This window comes from Streptomyces sp. 15-116A (genome assembly GCF_025290915.1).
GTDB lineage: Bacteria > Actinomycetota > Actinomycetes > Streptomycetales > Streptomycetaceae > Streptomyces.
This window is the reverse complement of sequence record NZ_JAOCQE010000079.1, coordinates 1-23,924: the sequence shown is the minus strand read 5'-3', so window position 1 is coordinate 23,924 and position 23,924 is coordinate 1. Positions and strand designations below refer to the sequence as shown.

At 71.3% G+C, this 23,924-nt stretch carries 23 protein-coding genes and 1 pseudogene; 10 read left to right on the top strand and 14 right to left on the bottom strand.

Annotated features, from left to right (window positions below; genetic code table 11):
• Window positions 1-111 precede the first annotated feature (111 nt).
• Entirely contained in the window at window positions 112-420 is a 309-nt protein-coding gene (locus N4P33_RS15670) for an SCO5918 family protein (protein ID WP_260827224.1), read from the top strand.
• 185 nt (window positions 421-605) lie between these two features.
• Window positions 606-2,804 carry an RNA polymerase recycling motor ATPase HelR gene (gene helR / locus N4P33_RS15665; protein ID WP_260827223.1) on the top strand — a complete coding sequence of 733 codons (2,199 nt, stop codon included), beginning with the start codon at window positions 606-608 and terminating at the stop codon, window positions 2,802-2,804.
• 117 nt (window positions 2,805-2,921) lie between these two features.
• On the opposite strand, the gene N4P33_RS15660 is transcribed toward helR, so the two are convergent.
• The 6 genes from N4P33_RS15660 to N4P33_RS15635 form a co-directional block, all read right to left on the bottom strand.
• Window positions 2,922-3,716, bottom strand: coding sequence for a VOC family protein (locus N4P33_RS15660; RefSeq protein ID WP_260827222.1), 795 nt, complete (start codon window positions 3,714-3,716; stop codon window positions 2,922-2,924).
• An 83-nt stretch (window positions 3,717-3,799) separates the two neighbouring features.
• Complete coding sequence (locus N4P33_RS15655) at window positions 3,800-4,378, bottom strand: TetR/AcrR family transcriptional regulator (protein WP_260827221.1); 579 nt, start codon at window positions 4,376-4,378, stop codon at window positions 3,800-3,802.
• A gap of 147 nt (window positions 4,379-4,525) precedes the next feature.
• Entirely contained in the window at window positions 4,526-7,900 is a 3,375-nt protein-coding gene (locus tag N4P33_RS15650) for a pyruvate carboxylase (RefSeq protein WP_260827220.1), read from the bottom strand.
• Window positions 7,901-8,043: 143 nt separating this feature from the next.
• Window positions 8,044-9,249: a S8 family peptidase gene (locus tag N4P33_RS15645; RefSeq protein ID WP_260827219.1), complete on the bottom strand. Its 1,206-nt coding sequence runs from the start codon at window positions 9,247-9,249 to the stop codon at window positions 8,044-8,046.
• A 335-nt stretch (window positions 9,250-9,584) separates the two neighbouring features.
• A complete protein-coding gene (locus N4P33_RS15640) occupies window positions 9,585-10,631 on the bottom strand; it encodes an amidohydrolase family protein (protein ID WP_260827218.1) in 1,047 nt (348 codons plus the stop codon).
• A 112-nt stretch (window positions 10,632-10,743) separates the two neighbouring features.
• A complete protein-coding gene (locus N4P33_RS15635) occupies window positions 10,744-11,349 on the bottom strand; it encodes a DinB family protein (RefSeq protein WP_260827217.1) in 606 nt (201 codons plus the stop codon).
• 130 nt (window positions 11,350-11,479) lie between these two features.
• Here N4P33_RS15635 and N4P33_RS15630 point away from each other — a divergent pair, with 130 nt between their 5' ends.
• Both N4P33_RS15630 and N4P33_RS35690 read left to right on the top strand, forming a co-directional pair.
• Entirely contained in the window at window positions 11,480-11,947 is a 468-nt protein-coding gene (locus N4P33_RS15630) for a DUF488 family protein (RefSeq protein WP_399029520.1), read from the top strand.
• Window positions 11,948-12,041: 94 nt separating this feature from the next.
• On the top strand, window positions 12,042-12,119 hold the full coding sequence (locus N4P33_RS35690; protein ID WP_373287922.1) for a 50S ribosomal protein bL37: 78 nt from the start codon (window positions 12,042-12,044) through the stop codon (window positions 12,117-12,119).
• A gap of 11 nt (window positions 12,120-12,130) precedes the next feature.
• Here N4P33_RS35690 and N4P33_RS15625 read toward each other — a convergent pair.
• Window positions 12,131-12,538: pseudogene (locus N4P33_RS15625) on the bottom strand (cation diffusion facilitator family transporter); the annotation flags it as partial.
• A gap of 100 nt (window positions 12,539-12,638) precedes the next feature.
• Between N4P33_RS15625 and N4P33_RS15620 the strand changes: the two are divergent.
• Window positions 12,639-15,149, top strand: a complete 2,511-nt coding sequence (locus N4P33_RS15620) for an ATP-dependent Clp protease ATP-binding subunit (protein ID WP_260827215.1) — start codon at window positions 12,639-12,641, stop codon at window positions 15,147-15,149.
• 42 nt (window positions 15,150-15,191) lie between these two features.
• Window positions 15,192-15,479, top strand: a complete 288-nt coding sequence (locus N4P33_RS15615) for a hypothetical protein (protein ID WP_260827214.1) — start codon at window positions 15,192-15,194, stop codon at window positions 15,477-15,479.
• Here N4P33_RS15615 and N4P33_RS15610 read toward each other — a convergent pair.
• Window positions 15,461-17,779 carry an FdhF/YdeP family oxidoreductase gene (locus N4P33_RS15610; RefSeq protein WP_260827213.1) on the bottom strand — a complete coding sequence of 773 codons (2,319 nt, stop codon included), beginning with the start codon at window positions 17,777-17,779 and terminating at the stop codon, window positions 15,461-15,463. The genes N4P33_RS15615 and N4P33_RS15610 overlap by 19 nt on opposite strands.
• Before the next feature lie 115 nt (window positions 17,780-17,894).
• On the opposite strand from N4P33_RS15610, the gene N4P33_RS15605 reads away from it, so the two are divergent.
• Window positions 17,895-18,245, top strand: a complete 351-nt coding sequence (locus tag N4P33_RS15605; protein WP_260827212.1) for a thioesterase family protein — start codon at window positions 17,895-17,897, stop codon at window positions 18,243-18,245.
• A 16-nt stretch (window positions 18,246-18,261) separates the two neighbouring features.
• Here N4P33_RS15605 and N4P33_RS15600 read toward each other — a convergent pair whose 3' ends face one another.
• The gene (locus N4P33_RS15600) at window positions 18,262-18,687 is read right to left on the bottom strand and encodes a hypothetical protein (protein ID WP_260827211.1); all 426 of its coding nucleotides are present in this window, start codon (window positions 18,685-18,687) and stop codon (window positions 18,262-18,264) included.
• A gap of 33 nt (window positions 18,688-18,720) precedes the next feature.
• On the opposite strand from N4P33_RS15600, the gene N4P33_RS15595 reads away from it, so the two are divergent.
• Together N4P33_RS15595 and N4P33_RS15590 are read left to right on the top strand one after the other, a co-directional pair.
• Complete coding sequence (locus tag N4P33_RS15595) at window positions 18,721-19,251, top strand: SRPBCC family protein (protein ID WP_260827210.1); 531 nt, start codon at window positions 18,721-18,723, stop codon at window positions 19,249-19,251.
• Window positions 19,252-19,282: 31 nt separating this feature from the next.
• The gene (locus N4P33_RS15590; RefSeq protein WP_260827209.1) at window positions 19,283-19,408 is read left to right on the top strand and encodes a hypothetical protein; all 126 of its coding nucleotides are present in this window, start codon (window positions 19,283-19,285) and stop codon (window positions 19,406-19,408) included.
• A gap of 14 nt (window positions 19,409-19,422) precedes the next feature.
• On the opposite strand, the gene N4P33_RS15585 is transcribed toward N4P33_RS15590, so the two are convergent.
• Window positions 19,423-19,980, bottom strand: coding sequence for a TetR/AcrR family transcriptional regulator (locus N4P33_RS15585; protein WP_260827208.1), 558 nt, complete (start codon window positions 19,978-19,980; stop codon window positions 19,423-19,425).
• A gap of 97 nt (window positions 19,981-20,077) precedes the next feature.
• On the opposite strand from N4P33_RS15585, the gene N4P33_RS15580 reads away from it, so the two are divergent.
• Window positions 20,078-20,668 (top strand): DUF2867 domain-containing protein, encoded by a 591-nt coding sequence (locus N4P33_RS15580; protein ID WP_260827207.1) that lies wholly within the window; start codon window positions 20,078-20,080, stop codon window positions 20,666-20,668.
• A 31-nt stretch (window positions 20,669-20,699) separates the two neighbouring features.
• On the opposite strand, the gene N4P33_RS15575 is transcribed toward N4P33_RS15580, so the two are convergent.
• The 4 genes from N4P33_RS15575 to N4P33_RS15560 all read right to left on the bottom strand — a co-directional run.
• Window positions 20,700-21,128 (bottom strand): cyclopropane-fatty-acyl-phospholipid synthase family protein, encoded by a 429-nt coding sequence (locus tag N4P33_RS15575; RefSeq protein WP_260827206.1) that lies wholly within the window; start codon window positions 21,126-21,128, stop codon window positions 20,700-20,702.
• A gap of 39 nt (window positions 21,129-21,167) precedes the next feature.
• On the bottom strand, window positions 21,168-21,740 hold the full coding sequence (locus N4P33_RS15570) for a GNAT family N-acetyltransferase (RefSeq protein ID WP_260827205.1): 573 nt from the start codon (window positions 21,738-21,740) through the stop codon (window positions 21,168-21,170).
• A 57-nt stretch (window positions 21,741-21,797) separates the two neighbouring features.
• Entirely contained in the window at window positions 21,798-23,096 is a 1,299-nt protein-coding gene (locus N4P33_RS15565; protein WP_260827204.1) for an NAD(P)/FAD-dependent oxidoreductase, read from the bottom strand.
• Between the two features lie 160 nt (window positions 23,097-23,256).
• On the bottom strand, window positions 23,257-23,924 hold a 668-nt coding region (locus tag N4P33_RS15560), incomplete at its 5' end, for an ABC transporter ATP-binding protein (protein ID WP_260827203.1).

The following is a 23,924-nucleotide window of genomic DNA, read 5'->3' as shown; positions in this document are numbered from 1 at the left end:
GCGGGGCCGCGCGGCGCAGCGCACGGCGGCAGCCCCCGGGCTCCGCGGCCGCGTAGAGCCGCCGGACCAGGAAGCTCACCCGCCCCGCTCCCCCACCCCCTGTGAGGCATCATGCGCTGTGTCATCGCTCGATACCCCTTCGAACTCAGCAAGGACGGAGTGCTCGGCTCGATGAAGGGCGTCACGCCCGAGCTGATCACCGCCGAGTCCGTCACCATCGGCCGGCGCCGCTACCCGGTGAAGCAGGTGGGCGAGGTCATCACGCGTCAGGACCGCCGCGACTTCAGCAGCGGGGAGGTCGTACGCGCCCTCACCCGGCTCGGTTTCACCTGTCACGAGCACCCCGACGCGGTGCGTGCCGCCCCGCCGCTGCGGACGGCCTCGGAACTCCTCGGCGGTCCCGCCTCCTGGGAGGCATGAGGACGTCCCGCGGTCGCGGGGCAAAAGAGCGGCGCAAAAAGAAAGGGCAAGGAGTACGCGCTCCTTGCCACTCTCAACTTATAGCGCACTGGGGGCCTTGCGGCAAGGCCCCCTCCGTGCCGCAGAATCTCCGGCCTGAGCCGGAAACCTGCGGAAACGGGGAGAGTCACCACGTGCATGTGGACATGTCGACGTATGGATCGCACAAGGATGCCGAATCGCTGACGAGCAGCGCGTTCGCCCTTCCCGAGCGTCTTGCGGCCAAGTCCGATCCGGCGCTGATCGCCGCCGACGAGCAGCACTTCGCGGCCGTCGCGCACTGCCTCGAGCAGTCGATCGCCGAAGTGTCGGCCCGCCTCGACGCGGAGCGCAGGGCGCCGGGCGGGATGGGCCGGCACGCGATGGACCGGGACGCGGAGATCCACCGTCTGACCGCGCGGCTGCGCACCCTGCGCCGCTTCGGCCTGGATCTGTGTCTCGGGCGCATGGTCGCCGCGGACGGTGCCGAGCCGGTGTACGTAGGACGGCTCGGGCTGACGGACAGCACGGGGCGGCGGTTGCTCGTCGACTGGCGCTCCCCGGCGGCCGAGCCGTTCTTCGGCGCGACCCACGCCAACCCGATGGGGCTTGCGAGCCGCCGCAGGTATCGCTGGACCGACGGCCGGATCAGCGACTACTGGGACGAGGTGTTCACCCCGGACGGGCTGGAGCGGCACGCCGCGCTCGACGACCAGTCCGCCTTCATCGCCAGCCTCGGCGGCAACCGGTCCGAGCGGATGCGGGACGTGCTGGGCACCATCCAGGCCGACCAGGACGCCATCATCCGCGCGAGCTCCCGCGGCGCTCTCGTCGTCGACGGCGGTCCCGGCACCGGCAAGACCGTCGTCGCCCTGCACCGCTCCGCCTATCTGCTCCACTCCGATCCGCGGCTCGGTCACCGCAGGGGCGGCGTGCTGTTCGTCGGCCCGCACCGCCCCTACCTGGCGTATGTCGCCGATGTGCTGCCCAGCCTCGGCGAGGAGGGCGTGCAGACCTGCGTCCTGCGGGACCTCGTCGCCGAAGGGGCCTCGGCGACGGAGGAGGCCGACCCGGAGGTGGCGCGACTGAAGTCGTCCGCGGACATGGTGCGGGCCATCGAGAAGGCGGTCGGGTTCTACGAGGAACCGCCCGCCGAGGGCATGACGGTCACCACCCATTGGTCCGACGTGCGGCTGAGTGCCGACGACTGGGCCGCGGCGTTCCAGGCCGCGGAGCCCGGCACCCCGCACAACGAGGCGCGCGAGCAGGTGTGGGAGGAACTGCTCACGATCCTGGTGGACAAGCACGACGGCGGGGTCTCCGAGGACCTGCTGCGTAAGTCGCTGCGGCAGAACAGGGAGCTGGTCGCGGCCCTCCATCGCGCGTGGCCGCTGCTGGAGGCGGCCGATCTCGTGGGGGATCTGTGGTCCGTGCCCGCCTATCTGCGGATGTGCGCGCCCTGGCTGAGCCGCGACGAGGTGCGCCGGCTCCAGCGCGCGGAGCCTCAGGACTGGACGGTGTCCGACCTGCCGCTCCTGGACGCGGCGCGGCAGCGGCTCGGCGACCCGGAGACGGCCCGGCGCAAGCGCCGGCAGGAGGCCGCACTGGCCGCCCAGCGTGAGCGGATGGCGCAGGTCGTCGACAACCTGATCGAGGCAGCGGCCGACTCGGGCGCGGACGGTGACGACGGGGTGGGCCTGGTCAGGATGCTGCGCGGCGAGGACGCGCGGGTCAGCATGGTCGACCAGTCCGAACTGGCCGTCGCCGACCCGGATCTGCTGGCCGGTCCGTTCGCGCACATCGTCGTGGACGAGGCGCAGGAACTGACCGACGCGGAGTGGCAGATGCTGCTGCTGCGGTGCCCGTCCCGGAGCTTCACCATCGTCGGTGACCGTGCGCAGGCCCGGCACGGCTTCACCGAGTCGTGGCGGGAGCGGCTGGAGCGGGTCGGCTTCGACCGGATCGAGTCGTCGTCCCTGAGCATCAACTACCGGACGCCGGAGGAGATCATGGCGGAGGCAGAGCCGGTCATCCGGGCCGTGCTCCCGGACGCCAACGTGCCGACGTCCATCCGCAGCAGCGGCGTGCCCGTGGTGTACGGGTCCGTCACCGAGCGGGATGCCGTCCTCGACGCCTGGCTCGCCGAGCATGCCGAGGGGACCGCCTGCGTCATCGGTGATCACGCCTTCCGGCCTGCGTCGCCCCGGGTGCGCTCGCTGACGCCGGAGCTGTCGAAGGGGCTCGAGTTCGACCTGGTCGTCCTCGTCGATCCGGAGAGGTTCGGGGAGGGCATCGAGGGAGCGGTCGACCACTACGTCGCGATGACCCGTGCGACGCGGCAGCTCGTGGTCCTCACGAGTACCTGACCGTCACTGGCCCCTGGCCGGCTCCTTACTCGGACGGGCACGTGGTCCCGGACGGGGCACATGGTGCCGTAGAGGTGGGGAGCCGGTCAGGGAATGCGGTCAGCGAGAAAGTCCCGGTCAGCTCTCCGTCGGCTTCAGGACCACGAAGTCCGCGCCGGCCCGGTCGAGGCACACCGCCAGCCGGCCGACACCTTCCGCGTCCTCCGGCCCCATCTGCACGCTGCCGCCGTTCTCGGTGACCTTGGCGACCGTGGCGTCGCAGTCGTCGACCGCGAAGACCGGGTGCCAGTAGGGGCGGCCGTTCGTCAGCGACAGGTCCTCCTTGCCGAGCTCGACGAGGCCGCCGTGCATGCGCTCCTCGGGCTGCCCGGCCGGGGTGATCATGTGGTACGTGCCCTCACCGCCGGGCATCTCCATCTCGCTGTACTGCCAGCCGAAGATCTCCCGGTAGAACTCCTTGGCGGCGGCGACGTCCGTGGTCATCAGCTCGGTCCAGGACAGCGAGCCGGGCTGGTCCACGAGCTCGACGCCCTTGCTGGTCCCCGGCTGCCACACGGCGAACTGGCCGCCCAGCGGGTCGGTGTACTGGGCCATCCGGCCCCATTCGTCGAGGTCCATCGGCGCCACCCGGACGGTGCCGCCGGCGCGCTCCACCGCCTGGGTGGTGGCGTCCGCGTCGGGGACGCTGTAGTAGATCATCCAGGCGGAGCGGGCCCCTTCCTCGGTGAGCTTGCCGAGGCCGGCGACGATCTTGCCGTCCTTGCGGAACATCCCGCCTTCCATGCTCTCGTCGTCCATCGACTCGTAGTCCCAGCCGAGCACCGCGCTGTAGAAGGCCGCGGCGGCGGGGACGTCGGGGGCACCGAGGTCGAGCCAACAGGGCGCCCCGGGAGCGAAGTCAGTGGTGATCACGGCGAATCCCTTTCGCTGAATCCTCTTCGACCTCAGCGTGACACCCGCCACTGACAATCGCCCGTCGGTCCCGCCGTCCGGGCCTACTCCGCTCCCACGATCCGCTCGACCGCGGCGGTCACCAGCTGTTCGCGTTCGGCCTCGGTGAAGACGTCCGGCAGGGTGAGCTGCTCGACGATGAGCCAGTTCAGGGCAAGGTAGAGCAGCTTGACGGCGGTGGCGTCGCCGGGCAGTCCGGACGCCTCGTGGTAGGAGACGTTGGCGTCGACGTCCGCGCGGACGCGCTCGGTGAGGATCGTGCGCAGCGCGGGGCGGCGGGTGGACTCCAGGCGCAGTTCGAGCAGCGCCAGGTATCCGGTGCGGAAGGCGGCGATACGGCCGACGAGTTCACGCATCAGCTGCGCGTACGTCGCCCGGTCCCGGCCGGCGGCACGCTGGCGGGCGATGGTGGCCTCGTCGGGCTGGAGCCGTTCGTAGACCCGGGCGCCGGCCTGGGTGAGCAGGTCGTCGCGGTTGGCGAAGTAGTTGGACGCGGTGCCGGTGGGTACGGCGGCCTCGGTGTCCACCGCGCGGAAGGTCAGACCGCGTGCGCCGTCCCTGGCCAGCACCTCGATCGCGGCGTCGACGAGCGCGGCCCGCCGCTGGTCGTTCCGTCTCACCATGACACGACTCCATCGGCTGCAGGGACTCAGACTACTTCAGGCAGAGTACTACGAGTGGAGTCACCGATAGGGCGCGGGGCGTCACGGAGCCTGAGATGTGCCGTGCGCGGGAGGCGTCGAGCGAGGCCTCCCGCGCGCCGGGTGGTGTCAGGCGAGTTCGACGAGGAGGTCGCCGCCCTCCACCTGCTGGATGCGGTTGATGGCCAGGCGGCTGACCGTGCTGGCCTTCGGGGCGGTGATCGCGGCCTCCATCTTCATCGCCTCGATGGTGGCCACCGTGGCGCCGGCCGCCACTTCGTCGCCCTCGGCGACCGCCAGGGTCACCACGCCGGCGAAGGGCGCCGCCACATGCCCCGGGTTGGCCCGGTCGGCCTTCTCGGTGACCGGGACGTCGGAGGCAGCGGCCCGGTCGCGGACCTGGATCGGCCGCAGCTGGCCGTTCAGGGTGGACATCACGGTGCGCATGCCGCGCTCGTCGGCGTCACCGATGGCCTGGAGCTCGATGAGCAGCCGCACACCCGGGTCGAGGTCGACGGCGTACTCCTTGCCCGGGCGCAGTCCGTAGAAGAAAGCCTTGCTGTCGAGGACGCTGGTGTCGCCGAAGGACTGGCGGTGCGTCTCGAACTCGCGCGTGGGGCCGGGGAACAGCAGCCGGTTGAGCGTGGCCCGCCGGTCCTTCGCCAGTCCGGCACGGTCGTCGGCGGACAGCTCCTGGACGGGCTTGGGTTCCGCCCGGCCCTTGAGGGCCTTGGTGCGGAACGGCTCGGGCCAGCCGCCGGGCGGGGTGCCCAACTCGCCGCGCAGGAAGCCGATCACGGAGTCCGGGATGTCGAACCGGCCCGGGTCCGCCTCGAAGTCACGCGGGGAGACGCCCGCGCCCACCAGGTGCAGGGCGAGGTCGCCGACCACCTTGGAGGAGGGGGTGACCTTGACCAGGCGGCCGAGCATCCGGTCGGCGGCGGCGTACATCGCCTCGATGTCCTCGAAGCGGTCACCGAGGCCGAGCGCGATCGCCTGGGTGCGCAGGTTGGACAGCTGGCCGCCGGGGATCTCGTGGTGGTAGACGCGGCCCGTCGGGGAGGCGAGGCCCGCCTCGAAGGGGGCGTAGACCTTGCGCACGCTCTCCCAGTACGGCTCCAGGTCGCCGACGGTCTGGAGGTCGAGGCCGGTGGGCCGCTCGGAGTGGTCGGTCGCGGCGACGATCGCCGACAGGGACGGCTGGGAGGTGGTGCCCGCCATGGAGGCCACCGCCCCGTCGACCGCGTCCGCCCCGGCCTGGACGGCGGCGAGGTAGGTGGCGAGCTGGCCGCCGGCGGTGTCGTGGGTGTGCAGGTGCACCGGCAGGTCGAACTCGCGGCGCAGCGCGGAGACCAGCCTGGCCGCGGCCGGTGCCCGCAGCAGTCCCGCCATGTCCTTGACGGCCAGGACGTGCGCGCCCGCCTCGACGATCTGCTCGGCCAGGCGCAGGTAGTAGTCGAGGGTGTAGAGGCGCTCGTTCGGGTCGGACAGGTCGGAGGTGTAGCAGAGGGCGACCTCGGCGATCGCGGTGCCGGTCTCGCGTACGGCCTCGATCGCGGGGCGCATCTGGTCGACGTCGTTGAGCGCGTCGAAGATGCGGAAGATGTCGATGCCGGTGGCCGCCGCCTCCTGCACGAAGGCGTCGGTGACCTCGGTCGGGTACGGGGTGTAGCCGACGGTGTTGCGGCCGCGCAGCAGCATCTGCAGGCAGATGTTGGGGACGGCCTCGCGCAGGGCGGCCAGGCGCTCCCAGGGGTCCTCGGCGAGGAAGCGCAGGGCGACGTCGTAGGTGGCGCCGCCCCAGCACTCGAGGGACAGCAGCTGCGGCAGGGTGCGGGCGACCACGGGCGCCACGGCGAGCATGTCCTTGGTGCGCACGCGGGTGGCGAGCAGCGACTGGTGGGCGTCGCGGAAGGTGGTGTCGGTGACGCCGAGGGTGGGTGACTCGCGCAGCCAGCGGGCGAAGCCCTCGGGGCCGAGTTCGGTGAGCCGCTGCCGGGAGCCGGCCGGCGGCTGCCCGGTGGGCAGCGCGGGCAGCTTGGTGAGCGGGTCGATCAGTTCGGGCCGCTCGCCGTGCGGCTTGTTCACGGTGACGTCGGCGAGGTACGTCAGCAGCTTGGTGCCGCGGTCCGCGGAGTGGCGTGCGGTGAGCAGGTGCGGGCGCTGCTCGATGAACGAGGTGGTGACCCGGCCGGCCTGGAACTCGGGGTCGTCCAGCACCGCCTGCAGGAAGGGGATGTTGGTGGCCACGCCGCGGATGCGGAACTCGGCCACGGCACGCCGGGCGCGGTTGACGGCCGTGGTGAAGTCCCGGCCCCGGCAGCTGAGCTTGACCAGCATGGAGTCGAAGTGGGCGCTGATCTCCGTACCGGCGTGGGTGGTGCCGCCGTCCAGGCGGATGCCGGAGCCGCCGGGCGAGCGGTAGGCGCTGATCCGGCCGGTGTCCGGGCGGAAGCCGTTGGCCGGGTCCTCGGTGGTGATACGGCACTGCAGGGCGGCGCCGCGCAGGGTGATCGTCTCCTGGGCGAGCCCGAGATCGGCGAGCGTCTCACCGGCGGCGATGCGCAGCTGGGCCTGCACGAGGTCGACGTCGGTGACCTCCTCGGTCACCGTGTGCTCGACCTGGATGCGGGGGTTCATCTCGATGAAGACGTGGTTGCCGTCGCGGTCGAGGAGGAATTCCACGGTGCCGGCGTTGCGGTAGCCGATCTGGCGGGCGAACCGTACGGCGTCGGCGCAGATCCGCTCGCGCAGCGCCGGGTCGAGGTTGGGTGCGGGAGCGAGCTCGATGACCTTCTGGTGGCGGCGCTGCACCGAGCAGTCCCGCTCGAAGAGGTGGATGACGTTGCCCTCGCCGTCGGCGAGGATCTGCACCTCGATGTGGCGGGGTTCGACGACGGCCTTCTCCAGGAAGACCGTGGGATCGCCGAAGGCGGAGGCCGCCTCCCGGGACGCCGCCTCGATGGACTCCCGCAGCTGGGCGGGGTCCTCGACGCGGCGCATGCCGCGCCCGCCGCCGCCCGCGACCGCCTTGACGAACACGGGGAAGCCGATGCCCTCGGCGGCGCGGACGAGTTCGTCGACGTCCGTGGAGGGCTGCGAGGAGCCGAGCACCGGGACGCCGGCCTCGCGGGCGGCGGCCACGGCGCGGGCCTTGTTGCCCGTCAGTTCGAGGATGCGGGCGCTCGGTCCGACGAAGGTGATGCCCGCTTCTTCGCAGGCGCGGGCCAGCTCGGGGTTCTCGGACAGGAAGCCGTAGCCGGGGTAGACGGCGTCGGCTCCGGCGCGACGCGCCGCGCGGACGATCTCGTCCACGGAGAGATAGGCGCGCACGGGGTGCCCCGGCTCCCCGATCTCGTAGGCCTCGTCGGCCTTGAGCCGGTGCAGCGAGTTGCGGTCCTCGTACGGGAAGACGGCGACGGTACGGGCGCCCAGCTCGTAGCCCGCGCGGAACGCGCGAATCGCAATCTCACCGCGGTTGGCGACGAGCACCTTGCGGAACATTGGTGATCCCTTCAGCCTGCCGGTGACGAAGACCATCGTGTCGGGGGCAGGTCCGATACGCCATGTGAGCCGGGCCACTCCGCGTGTTGAGGGGCCACGGAGACTGGTGTCCTCCGTGGCCCCTCACGGCTGTGCCGCCCGGTCTATTCGGTGACCTTCAGCAGCTTGTTGGGCGTGCCGGTGCCCGGGTTGCTGATCTTGTCGGCGGTGGCGCCGTCGGTCAGGGCCTTGGCCACGGCGTCAGGGGTGGCGTCGGGGTGGCCGGCCAGATACACGGCGGCGGCTCCCGCGACGTGGGGGGAGGCCATGGAGGTGCCGGATATCGTCTTGGTGCCGTCGTCGCTGTCGTTCCAGGCCGAGGTGATGTCGGAGCCGGGCGCGTAGATGTCCACGGCGGAGCCGAAGTTGGAGAAGTCGGACTGGGCGTCGTCCTTGGTGCTGGAGGCGACGGTGAGGGCCTCCGGGACGCGGGCGGGCGAGCCTCCGCCGGCGTCGGCGGACTCGTTGCCGGCGGCGACGGCGAAGGTGACCCCGGAGGCGATGGCCTTGCTGACCGCCGCGTCGAGTGCGGGGTCGGCGGCGCCGCCGAGGCTCATGTTGGCGACGGAGGGACCCTTGTGGTTCTTGGTGACCCAGTCGATGCCGGCGATGACCTGCTCGGTGGTGCCGGAGCCGTTGTCGTCGAGGACTCTGACGGCGACGATGTTCGCCTTCTTGGCGACGCCGTGCGCGGCGCCGGCGATGGTGGCGGCGACGTGCGTGCCGTGGCCGTTGCCGTCGTCGGCGGTGTCGTCGTTGTCGATGGCGTCGAAGCCGTGCTTGGCGCGGCCCTCGAAGTCCTTGTGCGTGACGCGCACACCGGTGTCGATGACGTAGGCGGTGACGCCCTCGCCGGCCTGGTCGGGGTAGCTGTACTTGCTGTCGCCCGCGGTGTCGGCCTGGTCGACCCGGTCCAGGCCCCAGGAGGGCGGGTTGTCCTGGGTGGCGGTGGTGTGCAGCGTGCGGTTGGCCACGACGGAGCCGACGGCGGGGTCGCCGGCGAGACGCTTGGCCTCGGCGTCGGTCAGGCCGGTGGCCGCGAAGCCGTTGACGGCCGAGCCGTAGGCGCGGCTGAGCTTGCCGCCGTACTCGCGGGCCAGGTCCTTCTTGTCGTCGGCGGAGGCCTTCTCGTCGAGGAGGACGATGAAGCTGCCGTCGACGGCGCCCTTCGCGTCGAGCCCGTGGACGGTGCCCTGGGGAGGCTCGGCGTGGGCGGACGGCGCGGTGAGGAGCGCTGCCGTGGTCGCGGCGGTCACCGCGATCGCGGTGGCGGTGAGCTTGCGTGCACCGGTGTGCGTCTGATGCGTCATGAAGAGGGGTCTCCTCGTCAGGTGGGGGGATTCACCTCCGGCGCGGCGTGGCGTTCGGAGGATGACGAGAAGAGTGACTACTTGTCACGGTCAGATCAATCCCCTGTGCACGCCGGGCGGGGCGGCACCGGGTGCCATCTCCACAAGGTCCGCGCATAGTTGAGCCAACCACCGAGCAAATGCCGAGCTGAGAAGGCTGGTTGAAGATCCAACCGACGCCTGCGCGAGATCTGTGACCATCCCCTCACCCAACTCTCACGCACAGGACGTTTTACGGCCGAACCCTCCCACGCACGGACATCGTGCGGCTCGCCCACACGCTCGGGCGCCACTGGTCAGACGACGACCCGGCCACGCAGGACGATGCGACGCGGATGCGCGAGCACCGACGGGTCGGCGATGGGATCGGCGTCGTAGACGACGAGGTCGGCCGGGCCTCCGTCCACCAGCCCCGGCAGACCGAGCCAGGAGCGTGCCCCCCAGGACGCCGCACCGAGTGCCGCCCGGGCCGGCAGACCGGCTCGGATCAGCCAGTGAATCTCGGAGGTGACGGTCCCGCAGGGAAAGCTGTCCGTGCCCGCGAGCACGGTAACTCCGGCTTCGTAGGCGGCCGTGACAGTGGGGAGCAGGCTCTCCCAGCCGGACAGCCACCAGTCCCGGCGGGCGCTCGGTTCCTCGGCACGTCTGCGGTCGACACCGGCGGCGAAGGCACTGAGGGTCGGGACGAAGGCGGTGCCCTGAGCGGCCATCCGGTCGATCAGCCCGGGGTCGAGATGCATGCCGTGTTCCAGGCTGTCGACGCCGGCGAGGACGGCGTTACGGCTGCCGTCGGCGGTCTGGCAGTGGGCGGCCACCCGCCCGCCGACCGCGTGCACGGCCTCCACCACGGCGGCGAGAACGTCCGCGGGCAGGGGCGGCTCGTCGTGTCTCCAGTCGGCGATCACCTTGCACCACCCGGAGGACGCCTCGGCCTCCTCGACGGCGGCGCGCACGAGATCCGCCTCGCTCACGTCACGCCCGAAGCCGGGGAAGAACCGGCCCGGAGTGGCCAGCCAGCGCCCCGCCGACCGCACCCGGGGCAGCTCCGGGTCCTCGTCCACCCAGGCCGGAATACGTGCCGCGGACCCGGGGGTGCGCACGGCCAGGACTCCGGCGTCGCGGTGCTCGGTGAGGTGGCGGCGCAGTGTCTCGTCCGTGAAGGGGGTGTCGAGGGCCTCGGTGCCCGGGTGGGTGTGCACGTCGACCAGGCCGGGCAGGAGCCAGCCGCCGTCCACGACGAGCTGGGCGCCGGGCACCGGTTCGGTACGCAGTCGGTCGCCGTCGGTCCAGAAGGTCCGCTCCTCCCGCTCGGGCAGAACGATGCCGCGCACCTGGAGTGTCACCGGCCAAAGCCTCCTCACGTGGGCGGGGGTCGCCCCGGTGAGACTATCCGGCACATGCCTCGACTTGCCTTGCGGCGGGGGCAGTTGGGGTTTGTGCTGATCGACTGCGCGTTCAGCCGGTGCCGTCCGCCTCCCGGGCCGCCTGTTCCACTCGGTCGTGGTGGTTCTTCCACCAGTCGCGGTCGCCCGGGGGCATGCTCGTGTTGCCCTGGAGCATGCCCACCGAGCCGTCGATGAGTTCGCGCACGATGTCGGCCTGGCCCGCGTGGCGTTGGGTGTCGGACAGGACGCGGACGAGGACGTGGTGCAGGGTCGTCTCGCGTCGCTCCTCCGGCCACCACGGGACGTGGCCGATCGCGTCCAGGCCGAGCGCCTCGACGGTCGCGTCGGTGTGCCGCCACGCCTGCCGGTACAGGCCCACGATCTCCTCGCGGGTCTCGTCGGGGGTGGCCCACATGTCGGAGTTCTCCTCGGCGGCGTCCACGTACCACGCGGGCGGCGGCTGTTCCTCGCCGTAGAAGGGGCGGCCGAAGGTGTCGCCGAAGTAGCCCAGCTCGACGCGTGCGAGGTGTTTGACCAGCCCCAGCAGATTGGTGCCGGTGGGCGTCAGCGGGCGGCGCACGTCGTACTCCGAGAGCCCTTCGAGCTTCCACAGCAGCGCCTCACGCGCGTCCTGCAGATAGCGGAGCAGGTCGGCCTGCCGGTTCGATTCGATCATGGCGCGCAGTCTCCCACGCGGCACTGACAACGGGGCCCGCCGCCGGCTCGGCTCCCGCCTAGACTCAGGAAGGGTGAACCGGATCTGCACCGTGGGGCACTCGACGCGTGAGGTCGGGGAAGTGGTGGAGATGCTGCGGCGTAATGACGTCACGTGGCTGGTCGATGTGCGGTCCTATCCGTCGTCGAGGAAATTTCCGCAGTGGAATCAGCAGGCTCTCGTCGAGGCTCTGCCGCCCGATGTCCGGTACCGATGGATTCCTGCGCTGGGTGGTCGCCGGCACACGCCCAAGGGTGTGCCCAGTGTGAACGGGGCGTGGCGGGTCAAGGCATTCCGGGACTACGCCGACTACATGGCGAGCGGTGATTTTCGGGAGGGACTCGGAGAACTGCTGGAGCTGGCCGAGTGCGAACGGCCGGCGATCATGTGCAGTGAGGCGGTGCCCTGGCGCTGTCATCGTCGGCTGATCACCGACGCGTTGATCGTCGCGGGCGCCGAGGTCGCCCACATCATGTCCCCCACGGTGACGAAGCCGGCGGTTCTCCATGAGCACGCGCGCGTGCTCGACGGGCATCTCACCTATCCGCCGCCGTCCTGAGCCTGAGTCGCGGCCGTGCGGAAACGGTGATTGCCTGGGCGGGTCGGATGTCGCCGCGAGCGGCAGTTCTCGTTCACGTCATCAGGAGGTCGGTGTGTCCTCGAAGCGACGGCGCAAGAAGAAGTCCCGCCGCAAGCACGCGGCGAACCACGGCAAGCGGCCTCAGTCCTGAGCGTCCTGGGATTACTGGGAGTCCTGAGATTCCTGAGTGCGCGAAGGCGGCGTCGGGTCCAGGTAGACCCGTCTGACCGCGGGCAGCAGTGCCCGGAGCCGGGTCTCCGCCTCCTCGCAGGCCCATTCGATCTCGTCGGCCGTCGAGAGGTCGCGGAAATCGATCTTCGCCGCGACGAGGATCTCGCGCGGGCCCTGGACCAGGGTGGTCAGTTCGAGGACGTCCTCGATGTGCGCCACGGACCGCAGTTCGCGGCGCACGGCGTCCCGCTGCGCGGGCGGCAGGGCGCGTCCGATGAGGAGTCCGGTGTTGGCGCGGCCCAGCACCCCGGCGACGTAGACCAGCAGCAGCCCGATGAGGATCGAGGCGATGCCGTCCCACACGCCTGATCCGGTGAGCCGGCCGCCGAGCAGTCCGTGCCGTCCCCGTATCCGGCCCCACTCGCCGTGCACCGCCCACGGGTCGACAATCGGAAGGGACCCGTGCAGCGATCCCTCTCAAGACCCACAGGGAGCTCTCATGTCGTCGCCGTTCGGCTCGGCTTTCGGGTCCTCCGACCCTTTCAATGATCTGTTGAACCGGTTCTTCGGGATGTCTCCCGCCACGTCGCCGCCGGCGGTGCAGCGCGTGCCGATCGGGCGGCTGCTGAGCGAGTCGTCCCAGGAGCTGCTCAACCTCGCCGCGCGGCGGGCGCTGGAGGACGGTACGTCGGACCTCGACACCGAGCACCTGCTGTGGGCCGCCTCCCGGGTGGACCCCTCGCGGGGGCTGCTGTCCCGGGTCGGGATCGACCCGGACGAACTCGCCTCCAAGATCGCGGAAGTGCTGCCGCGTGCGACCGGGGAAGCGTCGGGCGAACCAGGGCTCACGCCGGCTGCCAAGCGCACGCTCGCCACCGCCTACGCCCACTCCCAGGCCGCCGGCGCCTCGTACATCGGTCCCGAGCACATCCTCGGTGCCCTCCTCGACGACGTCGGCAACGGTGCGTCGCGGCTGCTGAGCGATGACGGTACGGACGTGCGCAAGCTGCGCGGACTCACCGAGCAGGCGCCCCGTCCCGACGGCGGTCCCGCGGAGCCGGGAAAGCCGTCCACGACCTTGGACGAGTTCGGGCGGGACCTCACGGAGGAGGCGAGGGCCGGGCGGCTCGATCCGGTGGTCGGCCGGGCGGAGGAGATCGAGCAGACGGTCGAGATCCTCTCCCGGCGGTCGAAGAACAATCCGGTGCTGATCGGTGAGCCGGGCGTGGGCAAGACGGCGATCGTGGAAGGACTGGCCCAGCGGATCGTGGCGGACGAGGTGCCACAGACGCTGAAGGGCAAGCGAGTCGTCGTGCTGGATCTGTCCGGGATGGTGGCGGGTGCGCAGTACCGAGGGCAGTTCGAGGAGCGGCTGAAGAAGGTCATCGAGGACGTCGGGGCGGCGGGCGGGGACATCATCCTGTTCATCGACGAACTGCACACGGTCGTCGGCGCGGGCGCCACGGGCGAGGGATCGATGGACGCGGCGAACATCCTCAAACCGGCCCTGGCACGCGGCGAGCTGCACGTGGTGGGCGCGACGACGATCGACGAGTACCGCAAGCACGTCGAGAAGGACGCCGCCCTGGAGCGCCGCTTCCAGCCGGTGATGGTGCCCGAGCCGACGGTGGAGGAGACCGTGCAGATCCTGGAGGGTCTGCGCGACGCCTACGAGGCGCACCACCAGGTCCGCTTCGACGACGCCGCCCTGGCCGCCGCGGCGGAGCTGTCCGACCGGTACATCAGCGACCGGTTCCTGCCCGACAAGGCCATCGATCTGATGGACCAGGCGGGGGCGCGGGTGCGGCTGCGCAGCGCCGGGCGTTCGTCGGAGCTGGCCGAACGCGAGGAGCGCCTCGCCAGGCTGCAACGGGAGAAGGATCAGGCGGTGGCGGCCGAGGACTTCGAGCGGGCCTCCGAGCTGAAGCGGCAGATCGCCGAGGTCCGGGCGGAGCTCGCGGGGGTGGAGGAGCGCCGTGAGGGCGTGGTGTCGGTGACGGCCGAGGACATCGCCGACGTGGTGTCGCGTCGTACCGGCATCCCGGTGGCTCAGCTCACCGCGGGCGAGAAGGAGAAGCTGCTGAAGCTCGAGGAGGAGATGCACGAGCGGATCGTCGGGCAGGACGAGGCCGTCACCGCGGTCTCGCAGGCCGTGCGGCGCAACCGCGCCGGCATGGGCGACCCGAACCGGCCCGTCGGATCCTTCCTGTTCCTCGGTCCCACTGGGGTCGGCAAGACCGAACTGGCCAAGACACTCGCCGAGTTGCTGTTCGGTGACGAGAGCAGCATGATCCGCTTCGACATGAGCGAGTTCCAGGAGAAGCACACCGTCGCCCGGCTGGTCGGCGCGCCTCCCGGATACGTCGGCTATGAGGAGGCCGGCCAGCTCACCGAGCGGGTCCGCCGCAAGCCCTACAGCGTGCTCCTCTTCGACGAGGTCGAGAAGGCGCACCGCGATGTGTTCAACACGCTGCTGCAGATCCTCGACGACGGGCGGCTCACCGACGCCCAGGGGCGCACGGTGGACTTCCGTCACTGCATCGTGGTCATGACGTCCAACATCGGCGCCCACCGCATCCTGGAGCACCAGGGCGATGTGTCCGAGATCAAGGACGAGTTGATGGAGGACCTGCGGTCCCGCTTCCTGCCGGAGTTCCTCAACCGCATCGACGACATCATCATCTTCCACGCGCTCACCAAGGACGATCTCACCGAGATCGTCGACCATCTGCTGGACCGGAGCAAGCACCGGGTCCGCGCCCAGGGGATGACGCTGGAGGTCACCGACGCCGCGAAGAAGCTGCTGATCGCGCACGGCCACCAGCCCGAGTTCGGTGCCCGGCCGCTGCGCCGCACGATTCAGAGCGAACTCGACAACCGCATCGCATCCCTGCTGCTCGGCGGTGAGGCCGAGCCGGGTGACACCATCGTGGCCGATGTCGTCCACGACACCCTGCACTGCACGGTGCGCCGCGACGCGCCCGCCGCTTCGAAGGCCGAGGCATCCTGACCGCGGCGCCGCAGATCACCGATCTCCTCCTGAGGAGGAACGATGGGACACCACAAGTCGAACCGGCAGGTCGAGGGCAACCCCGGCTTCGGTCACGGGCGGGGGCTGCCCCTGCGGCCCGACGACGAGGAACTGGCACGGCGCACCGAGGAGGATCGTGTGGAGGCCGGACTGACCCGGCCGCCGGGCCCCGAGTCCGCCCGGGACCGTGACGCGGTCCACCGCGAGGCGACGGCCGAGATCGACCGGCAGGTCGGCCTGGGGATGATGCGCACGCGGTGGACGCAGGAGGGCCCCTTCCCGCCGACTCGCTACGGCGAAGGCGGGTGACGCACCGGCTCCGGACGCACCGGCTCCAGTCGTACGACGATGCTCTTCGACGTGGGCTGGTTGCTGGTGTCGGCGACGCTGTCCAGCGGTACCAGGACGTTGGTCTCCGGGTAGTAGGCGGCGGCGCAGCCGCGGGTGGTCGGGTAGGTGACGACCCGGAAGTCCGCGGCGCGCCGCTCGCTGCCGTCCGTCCACACGCTGACCAGGTCGACATGCTGGCCCTCGGTCAGGCCGAGGTCCGTCACGTCGGCCCGGTTGACGAGGACGACGCGGCGGCTGCCGTGGATGCCTCGGTAGCGGTCGTTCGGTGTGTACGGAATGGTGTTCCACTGGTCGTGGGAGCGCAGCGTCTGCAGCAGCAGATGCCCCTCGGGCACGCGCGGCATGTCGAAGTCGTTGCAGGTGAAGAGGGCTTTGCCGGCCGGTGTGGGGTACACGCCCTCGTTGACCGGGTTGGGCAGCCTGATGCCGCCGGGGCGGGCCACGCGCCGGTTGAAGTCGTGCAGTCCCGGCACGATGCGTGAGATGCGGTCGCGGATCGCGCCGTAGTCGGCCTCGAACGCGTCCCACGGGATCTTCGGCTCGGTGCCCAGCGTGCGGTGGGCGAGCCGGCACAGGATGGCGACCTCGCTGAGCAGCAGCTTGGATGCGGGCTTGAGTCGCCCGCGGGAGACGTGCACCTCGCTCATCGAGTTCTCCACGGTGACGAACTGCTCGCCGCCGGCCTGGAAGTCGCGCTCGGTGCGGCCCAGCGTGGGCAGGATGAGCGCGGTCCGGCCGCACACGGTGTGGGATCGGTTGAGCTTGGTGGAGATGTGGGCGGTCAGGCGGCAGCTCCGCAGGGCCTCCTCGGTGACCGCGCTGTCGGGGGCGGCCCGCACGAAGTTGCCGGCGAGGGCGAGGAAGACCTTGACGCGGCCCTCGCGCATGGCCTTGATGGCGTTCACCGAGTCCAGTCCGTGGGCGCGGGCCGGGTCGAAGCCGAACTCCTCTCGCAGGGCGTCGAGGAACGAGTCCGGCATCCGTTCCCAGATGCCCATGGTGCGGTCGCCCTGGACGTTGCTGTGTCCCCGGACGGGGCAGGCTCCGGCTCCGGCACGGCCGAGATTGCCGCGCAGCATCAGGAAGTTGACGATCTCGCGGATGGTGGCCACGCCGTGCTTGTGCTGGGTGACGCCCATGGCCCAGCAGACGATGACGCGTTCGCTGCGCAGGACGTCGTCGCGGACCTTCTCGATCTCCTCGCGGGTCAGTCCGGTCGCGGTGAGGACGTCGCCGAAGTCGATCGTGCGGGCGTGCCGGGAGAAGTCCTCGAAGCCGCTGGTGTGGGTGCGGATGAAGTCGTGGTCCAGGACGCCGCCGGGACGCTCGTCCTCGGCTTCGAGCAGAAGGCGGTTCAGTCCCTGGAACAGGGCGAGGTCCCCGCCGCAGCGGATGTGCAGGAACCGGTCGGCGATCTGGACGCCGTGGCCGACGACGCCGTTGATCTGCTGCGGGTTCTTGAAGCGCAGCAGTCCGGCCTCGGGCAGCGGGTTGACCGCGATGACGCGGGCGCCGTTGCGTTTGGCCTGTTCCAGCGCGGAGAGCTGACGGGGGTGGTTGGTGGCGGGGTTCTGGCCGACCAGGAAGATCAGGTCCGCGTGGTGCAGGTCCTCCAGGCTGACCGTGCCCTTGCCGGTGCCGAGGGTCTCGTGCAGGGCGAAGCCGCTGGACTCGTGGCACATGTTGGAGCAGTCGGGCAGGTTGTTGGTGCCGAAGGCGCGCGCGAACAGCTGCAGCACGAACGCCGCCTCGTTGCTCGCCCGGCCGGAGGTGTAGAAGACCGCCTCGTCGGGTGAGTCGAGCGAGGTGAGTTCCCCGGCGAGCAGGCCGACGGCGTCGTTCCAGCTGATGGGCTCGTAAGTGTCCGAGCCCGGCCATTTGACGACCGGTTCGGTGAGCCGGCCCTGGTGGTTCAGCCACATGTCGGAGCGCCGGGCCAGGTCGGAGACGGGGTGGTCGCGGAAGAAGCCGGCGGTGATGCGGCGGGACGTCGCCTCGTCGTTGATGTGCTTGGCGCCGTTCTCGCAGTACTCGTTGCGGTGCCGGTGGCCCGGGGCGGGGTCGGGCCAGGCGCAGCCGGGGCAGTCGATGCCGCCGACCTGGTTCATCGTCAGCAGGGTCGTTCCGGCGCGTACGGGAGAGGTCTGCTCCAGGGAGTACTCCAGCGCGTGCGCCACCGCCGGGACGCCCGCCGCCCAGCGTTTGGGCGGGGTCACGGTGAGCGGGTCCTTCGACTCGTCGTGGGACGGCTTCGGCATGGGGTTCCCTCTCGACCGGTCGCTCGGCTCCCCTCAGTCTTGTGCCGGTGTCAGAGGGCCGCCACACGACCACCCTGTGCGGGTGAGGGCGGTCGCCGGCCGCTACGGTGAGGCGATGCGCCATGAAGTGACCGACGACGACACCGCGGTGGCCCTGGGCAGCGGGGATGTGCCCGTGCTCGCCACGCCTCGGCTGATCGCCTGGATGGAGGCGGCCACCGTGCGGGCCGCCGCACCCCTCGTCGAGCCGGGCGGGACGAGTGTGGGTACCGAGGTCCGTGTCCGGCATCTGCGTGCCACGGGCGTGGGCGCAGCGGTGGAGGTGACCGCCGAGCCGCCGACGGTGACCGGGCGGCGGCTCACCTTCGTGGTCCGGGCCGTCGACGGCTCGGGGGAACTCGTGGCGGCGGGCGAGATCGACCGGGTGGTCGTCGACCGCGAGCGTTTCCTCGGCGGACCGGCGTAGCAGGGCCGTTCGCGGGTCACGTGTCCTCGTGGCTGACGATGCTGAGGATGTTGCCGTCGGGTGCGCGGACGAAGAAGCGGCGCAGGCCCCCGGTTCCTCGGTGAGCGGGTGCACGATCTCGTATCCGCGTCGTCGCGCCTCGGCGTACGCCTCGTCGACGGCCCGGCCCACCTTGACCGACACGACGGGTCAGGGGTGCGGTGGCGTCCCGGGTCAGGAGCTGGATCTCGGCGCGTCCGTCGGGCGAGCGGTACTGTGCGACCCAGCCCAGGTCGAACCCCTCGACGCTGAGGCCGAGATAGCCGGTGTAGAAGTCGCGGGCGGCCGCGATGTCCGGGACCAGCAGATCGATGCGGTCGGGTGCTCTTCCTGCCGGTCCGTACGGGCTACGCGCCCGCTGCGGGCAGTTCCTGGTGGCGGTGGCGCGGACGGGCGGTGACACTGAGGTCAGCAGTGCCGGACGACAGGTGGGGCCATGCAGACAGCCACGCGTTGCGTCGAGGAGTCGGTCGAGGTCGCCGTTCCGGTGCACACCGCCTACAACCAGTGGACGCAGTTCAAGAGCTTTCCCCGGTTCATGACCGCGGTGAAGAGGGTCGAGCAGCTGCGGCCCAATCTGACGCACTGGGTGATCGGGGCCGGCCCGCTGCGGCACGAGTTCACGGCGGAGATCGTGGAGCAGCGGCCCGACGAGCTGGTGTCCTGGCGCACCTTGGACCGGCGATCCGGTCATCGCGGTGAGGTCGCCTTCCGGGCGCTGGCGGCGGACCGTACGGAGGTCGTCGTACGCGTCGTCTTCGAGCCCCGCGGCACCAGGGCCCGTCTGCTGCACCGCACCGAGGCGCTGCCCCGTGTGATCCGGACGGAGCTGGGTCACTTCAAGGAGTTCATCGAGGGGCTCGGTCAGGAGGGCGGCGCCTGGCGCGGCGTGATCCGCAACGGCCAGGTCCAGCCGACGCAGCCGCCTCCGCCCCGGAGCAGGGGCGCGCACTGGCCGGTCGGCTGATCGTGCTCGACGGCGTCGTCACGGCGTTCGCGTGGACGGGCTGAGCAGGTCGTCGCGGGAGCCGGTCGCCGGTCGCCGCGCGCTGACGGATCTCGCCCGGCGCACCGGCATCGCCGCCACGCTCGCACAACTCCCCAGCGGGCGGGGAGCGCCGTAGCGCGGTCCGGAGGGTCAGCGCAGGAGCCAGCGGCTGGTCAGCTCCATGACCTCGGCGCGGCTGCGGCGGCCGTGGTCGGCGGCGATGTAGTGCTCGCCGACGCGGACCGAGAAGGCGAGCAGGCAGCGGACCTCGATGTCGTCCGGGTCGGTGCAGAAGGACGCGAAGAGCGCGCGCAGGTAGTCCATGCGCCGGTTGTCGACGCGGCGGAGGCGTTCGGCGACGGACGCCTCGCGCCGGGACCAGTCACGGATGGCGAGTTCGGCCGGGATGCCCGTCACGGGTTCGTCGGTGGCGGAGGCGATGGTGAACAGCCGCTTCAGCTTGGCCCGGGCGTCGCCGCCGCCGCTCTCGACCTGCTCGATCACCGTGTCGGTGACCTCGCGCTCCCAGGCGTCCAGCATCTCGGTGAGCAGGGCGTCCCGGTTGCGGAAGTATCCGTAGAAGCCGCCCTTGCTGACGCCGAGGGACTGGGCCAGCGACTCGATGCGGACGGCCTCGGGGCCGCCGGCGGTCAGCGCCCGCAGTCCCGCCTCGATCCACCTGCCGCGGGGCGTGCGGGCAACGGCCATGGTGTGTCTCCCCTCACGGCTGCCGGCTCATCTATACGGCAGCGTATAGATGAGGCTACGGTTCATCTGTACGGCATCGTATAGACAGGGGTCGCCGATGAGACTCGCCAGTACCGCGCACACCTCCCGCCCCTGGCGGATCCACGAGATCGCCGGTGACTTCCGGCTCGAGGACGTGTGGGCGCTGCCGACACCCGGGGGTCCCGACGATCTGCCGTACCTGGTCGAGCAGATCGCGGGCGGGGACGAGAAGGCACCGTCGCCGGTGTACCGCGCGCTGTTCGCGTTGCGCTGGCGACTGGGGCGGCTGTTCGGCTGGGACAAGGACGGCGGCGGCCGGGGGCCGAGCCTGCGCGACCGCCTTCCGGCGGACCTCCGGGACGCTCCGCGCGGGCCCGACGTGCGCTCCGCCCCGTTCACCTCGGTGTACCAGCTGCACGACGAGTGGGCGGCCGAGATCGCCAACCGCACGGTGCACGCGGTCATGCACATCGGCTGGGTCCAGGACGGCACGACCGGCGCCTACCGCGGCCAGATGGCCGTCCTGGTGAAGCCGAACGGACTGTTCGGTTCCGTGTACATGCTCGGCATCAAGCCGTTCCGGTATGTGGGCGTGTATCCGGCGCTGCTGCGGGCCATGGGCCGAAAGTGGCAGGCCACGGCGGGCCGGCGCGGCAGCGCGGCGTGAACGCTCTCCTGCGCGCTCACCTGGGCATGGCTCACCTCGGCACGGGCACCTCACGCAGAGGGTCTCCCCCGTCGATGAGAAGCCGGCCTTGCGGGGCGAGTGCGGCCGCGATCCGGGCCAGGGCCCGACGGCCCGCCTCCGGGTGCCGGCCGTCGAGCGCGCCGACGCGGAACGCGAAGACCAGGTCGAACGGTCCTTCGCCGGGCTCCGGGACGAAGTCCTCGGCCGCGCACTGCCGTACAGTGAGCCGGCCGGAGGCGATCTCCTCGGCGCAGGCGGTGCGTGCCTGCGCGACGGCCGCCGCTGAGCGGTCGATGGCGAGGATGTGACCGTCCTCCAGGCGCGCGGCCACGGCCCGGGCGGCGGCGCCCGGGCCGCACCCGATCTCCAGGACCCGCAGGTGCGGCTGCAGCGGAAGGGCGTCCACGGCCCGGGCGAGGCGGGGTGAGAGCGGCGGCATACGCCGACAGTACGCCGCCGGTGCGGGCCGGGCCGGACGTCAGCGCAGGTCGAGTCGCATCAGGATCCGGGGATGACCGGCGAGCACCGAGGTGGTGTCGGCGGCGTAGGAGAAGCCCGCGCGTTCGAAGTTCTTGCGGAGCCCTGCGTACGCCATGGTCAGGTCGACCTTCGCGTCCCCGTTGTCGAGGGGGTACGCCTCGATCGCCGGGGCGCCGTGACCGCGGGCGAACTCGACCGCGCCCTCGATCAGTGCGTGCGAGATGCCCTGCTTGCGGTGGCCGGGACGGACGCGGATGCACCACAGGGACCACACGGGCAGATCGTCGACATGGGGGATCTTGCGGTTGCGCGCGAAGGACGTGTCCGCGCGCGGCGCCACGGCGGCCCAGCCGACCGGTTCGTCCCCGTCGTAGGCGAGGACGCCCGGCGGCGGCTCCGCACCGCACAGCTGCTGTACGTACTCTCCGCGGGCGGGCCCGCGCAGCTCGTTGTTGAGCTTGGACGGGATGCGATAGCTCAGGCACCAGCAGACGTTGGCCCCCGGTGACTTCGGCCCGAGCACGGCACGCACGTCCTCGAAAACCGTGGCCGGGCGGACATCGATGGTCATGGCACCACGATGTCACGGAGCACGCGGCGGCGCCGGGCGGCGGGAGCGGGCCCCGGGCTACACACTGAGCACCCCGCGCAACTCCCCCAGATACGGGGCGACATCGACCTGGATCGAGGAGCCCCGGCTGAGGCCGTACCGCTCGGCGATGCCGGCGAGATACGCGGTGATCTCCTCGCGCATCGCCTCCGGCGAGGGCAGGACGACCTCCTTCCGGACGATCCGGGTCACCCACTCGGCCTGGGCCTCGACCAGCCGGGTGACCGTGCCCACGGGGCGGACCAGACCGACGAAGTAGAGGCCGGGCCGGTCCGGCGACACGACGCGTCGGTACAGTTCGACCGGGCCGCCGGGCGCTGCCGGGCAGCCGGCGGGCAGGAACGGGTGCGCCATGCGGAAACCGGTGCAGTACACCACCGCGTCGGCCTCCGTCGAGGTCCCGTCGGTGAAGACGACCCGGCCGCCCTCGAAGGAGGCGATGGCCGGCTTCGGCGTGACCCGGCCGTGGCGGATGCGGCTGAGGATCTCGTCCGAGATGGTCACGGCGGAGGAGAACAGCGGGTGGTCCGGTTCGGGCAGCCCGTAGTCCGACAGCCGGCCCCGGGCGACGAGCAGTGCCTGCTCCACGAAGCGGCGCTTCTGCTCCAGCGACATCTCGATCCACCAGGGGGATTCGGCGATCTCGTCCAGCGACATGCCGAACAGCTGCTTGGGCAGGACATGCATGCCGCGCCGCACGGACAGCACCGTCCGCTCGGCGTGGCGGGAGAGGTCGGCGGCTATGTCCACCGCGGAGGCGCCGAGCCCGACCACGACCACGCGCTGTCCGGCGAAGTCGCTGCCGTCGAGGTAGTCGAGGGAGTGCAGGATCCTGCCGGTGAACTCCTCCGCGCCCGCGGGGAGCGGATCGGGCAGCGCCGGTTCCGAGTGATATCCCGAGGCGACGATCACGTGCTCGAAACGCCGTGAGGCCAGGGCGCCGTCCGCGTCGCGGCTCACCACCGTCCACGCGCCGTCGGCGTCCTGGTCCGCGGAGACCACCTCGGTGCGCAGCTCCACGTGGTCCAGCAGGCCCGCCCACTCGGCGAACGACCGCAGATACGCGGCGACATCGTCGTGGCGGGGATACAGCGGGTACGACGAGGGCATCGGGTAGTCGCTGTAGCCGGTCAGCTGCTTGGCCGAGTTCAGGTGCAGGGCGAGATAGCCCGGGCCTCGCTCCCCCGCCTGCGGCTGACGCCAGATGCCCCCTACGCCGGGGGACTTCTCGAGGCAGACGAACTCGACACCGGACTCCTTCAGGGCCCGTGCGGCCGCCAGCCCCGACAGACCCGCCCCGATCACGCACACCCGCACGTCCCACTCCCCACACCAGCGAACTCGCGCCCCGGTCGGCGACTTGCTCCCGGGGTCAGCCATGTGACTGCCCAACAGGATCATGCCGCACACCAGTACCGGTGCCGAACGGACGTGGCGCTGCTCACTGTCCGGCGGTGCCGAATGGACGTGGCCCTGCTCACTGTCCGGCGGGCCGGTCCGTCAAGTCGTCGCGCTCCTGGGAGGTGTCGGGCCACAGGCCCACGTGGTCCGGTTCGGGCGTTGGACGAACCCTTCCGCGCAGGCCGTAGCGCTCCACGTAGTCGCGGGGCAGTTGGAGGCGGCCCGCGCGGTCCAGCACCGTGAACTCCTCGGCCGCGTCGGCGCCGGGCCCGCGCAGGGTCTCCGTGGAGGTACGGCCGTCGCGGATGCGGACGGTGCAGCGGACCTGCCCGGAGACGAACGGATCGTGCGTGACGACCAGCACGGTCGCGCCGAGCTGCTCGTTGGCCCGGCGCAGCGCCTCGAACACCAACTCTCCGCTGGTCGTGTCGAGTTCACCGGTGGGTTCGTCGGCGAGCAGCACCCGCGGGCTGTTGGCGCCGGCGACCGCGACGGCCACCCGCTGCTGTTCGCCGCCGGAGAGCTCGGCGGGGCGGCGGTGGCGGCAGTGGGCGATGCCGAGGACGTCGAGGAGTTCGGCGGCGCGTGTGAGGCGTTCGCGGCGCGGCACGCGCGTGTACTTCATCGGCAGGGCCACGTTCTCCTGGGCGGTGAGGTACGGCACCAGGTTGCGGCCGGTCTGCTGCCAGACGAAGCCGACGGTGCGCCGCCGGTAGTCGAGGCGTTCGCGCCGGCGCAGGGCGA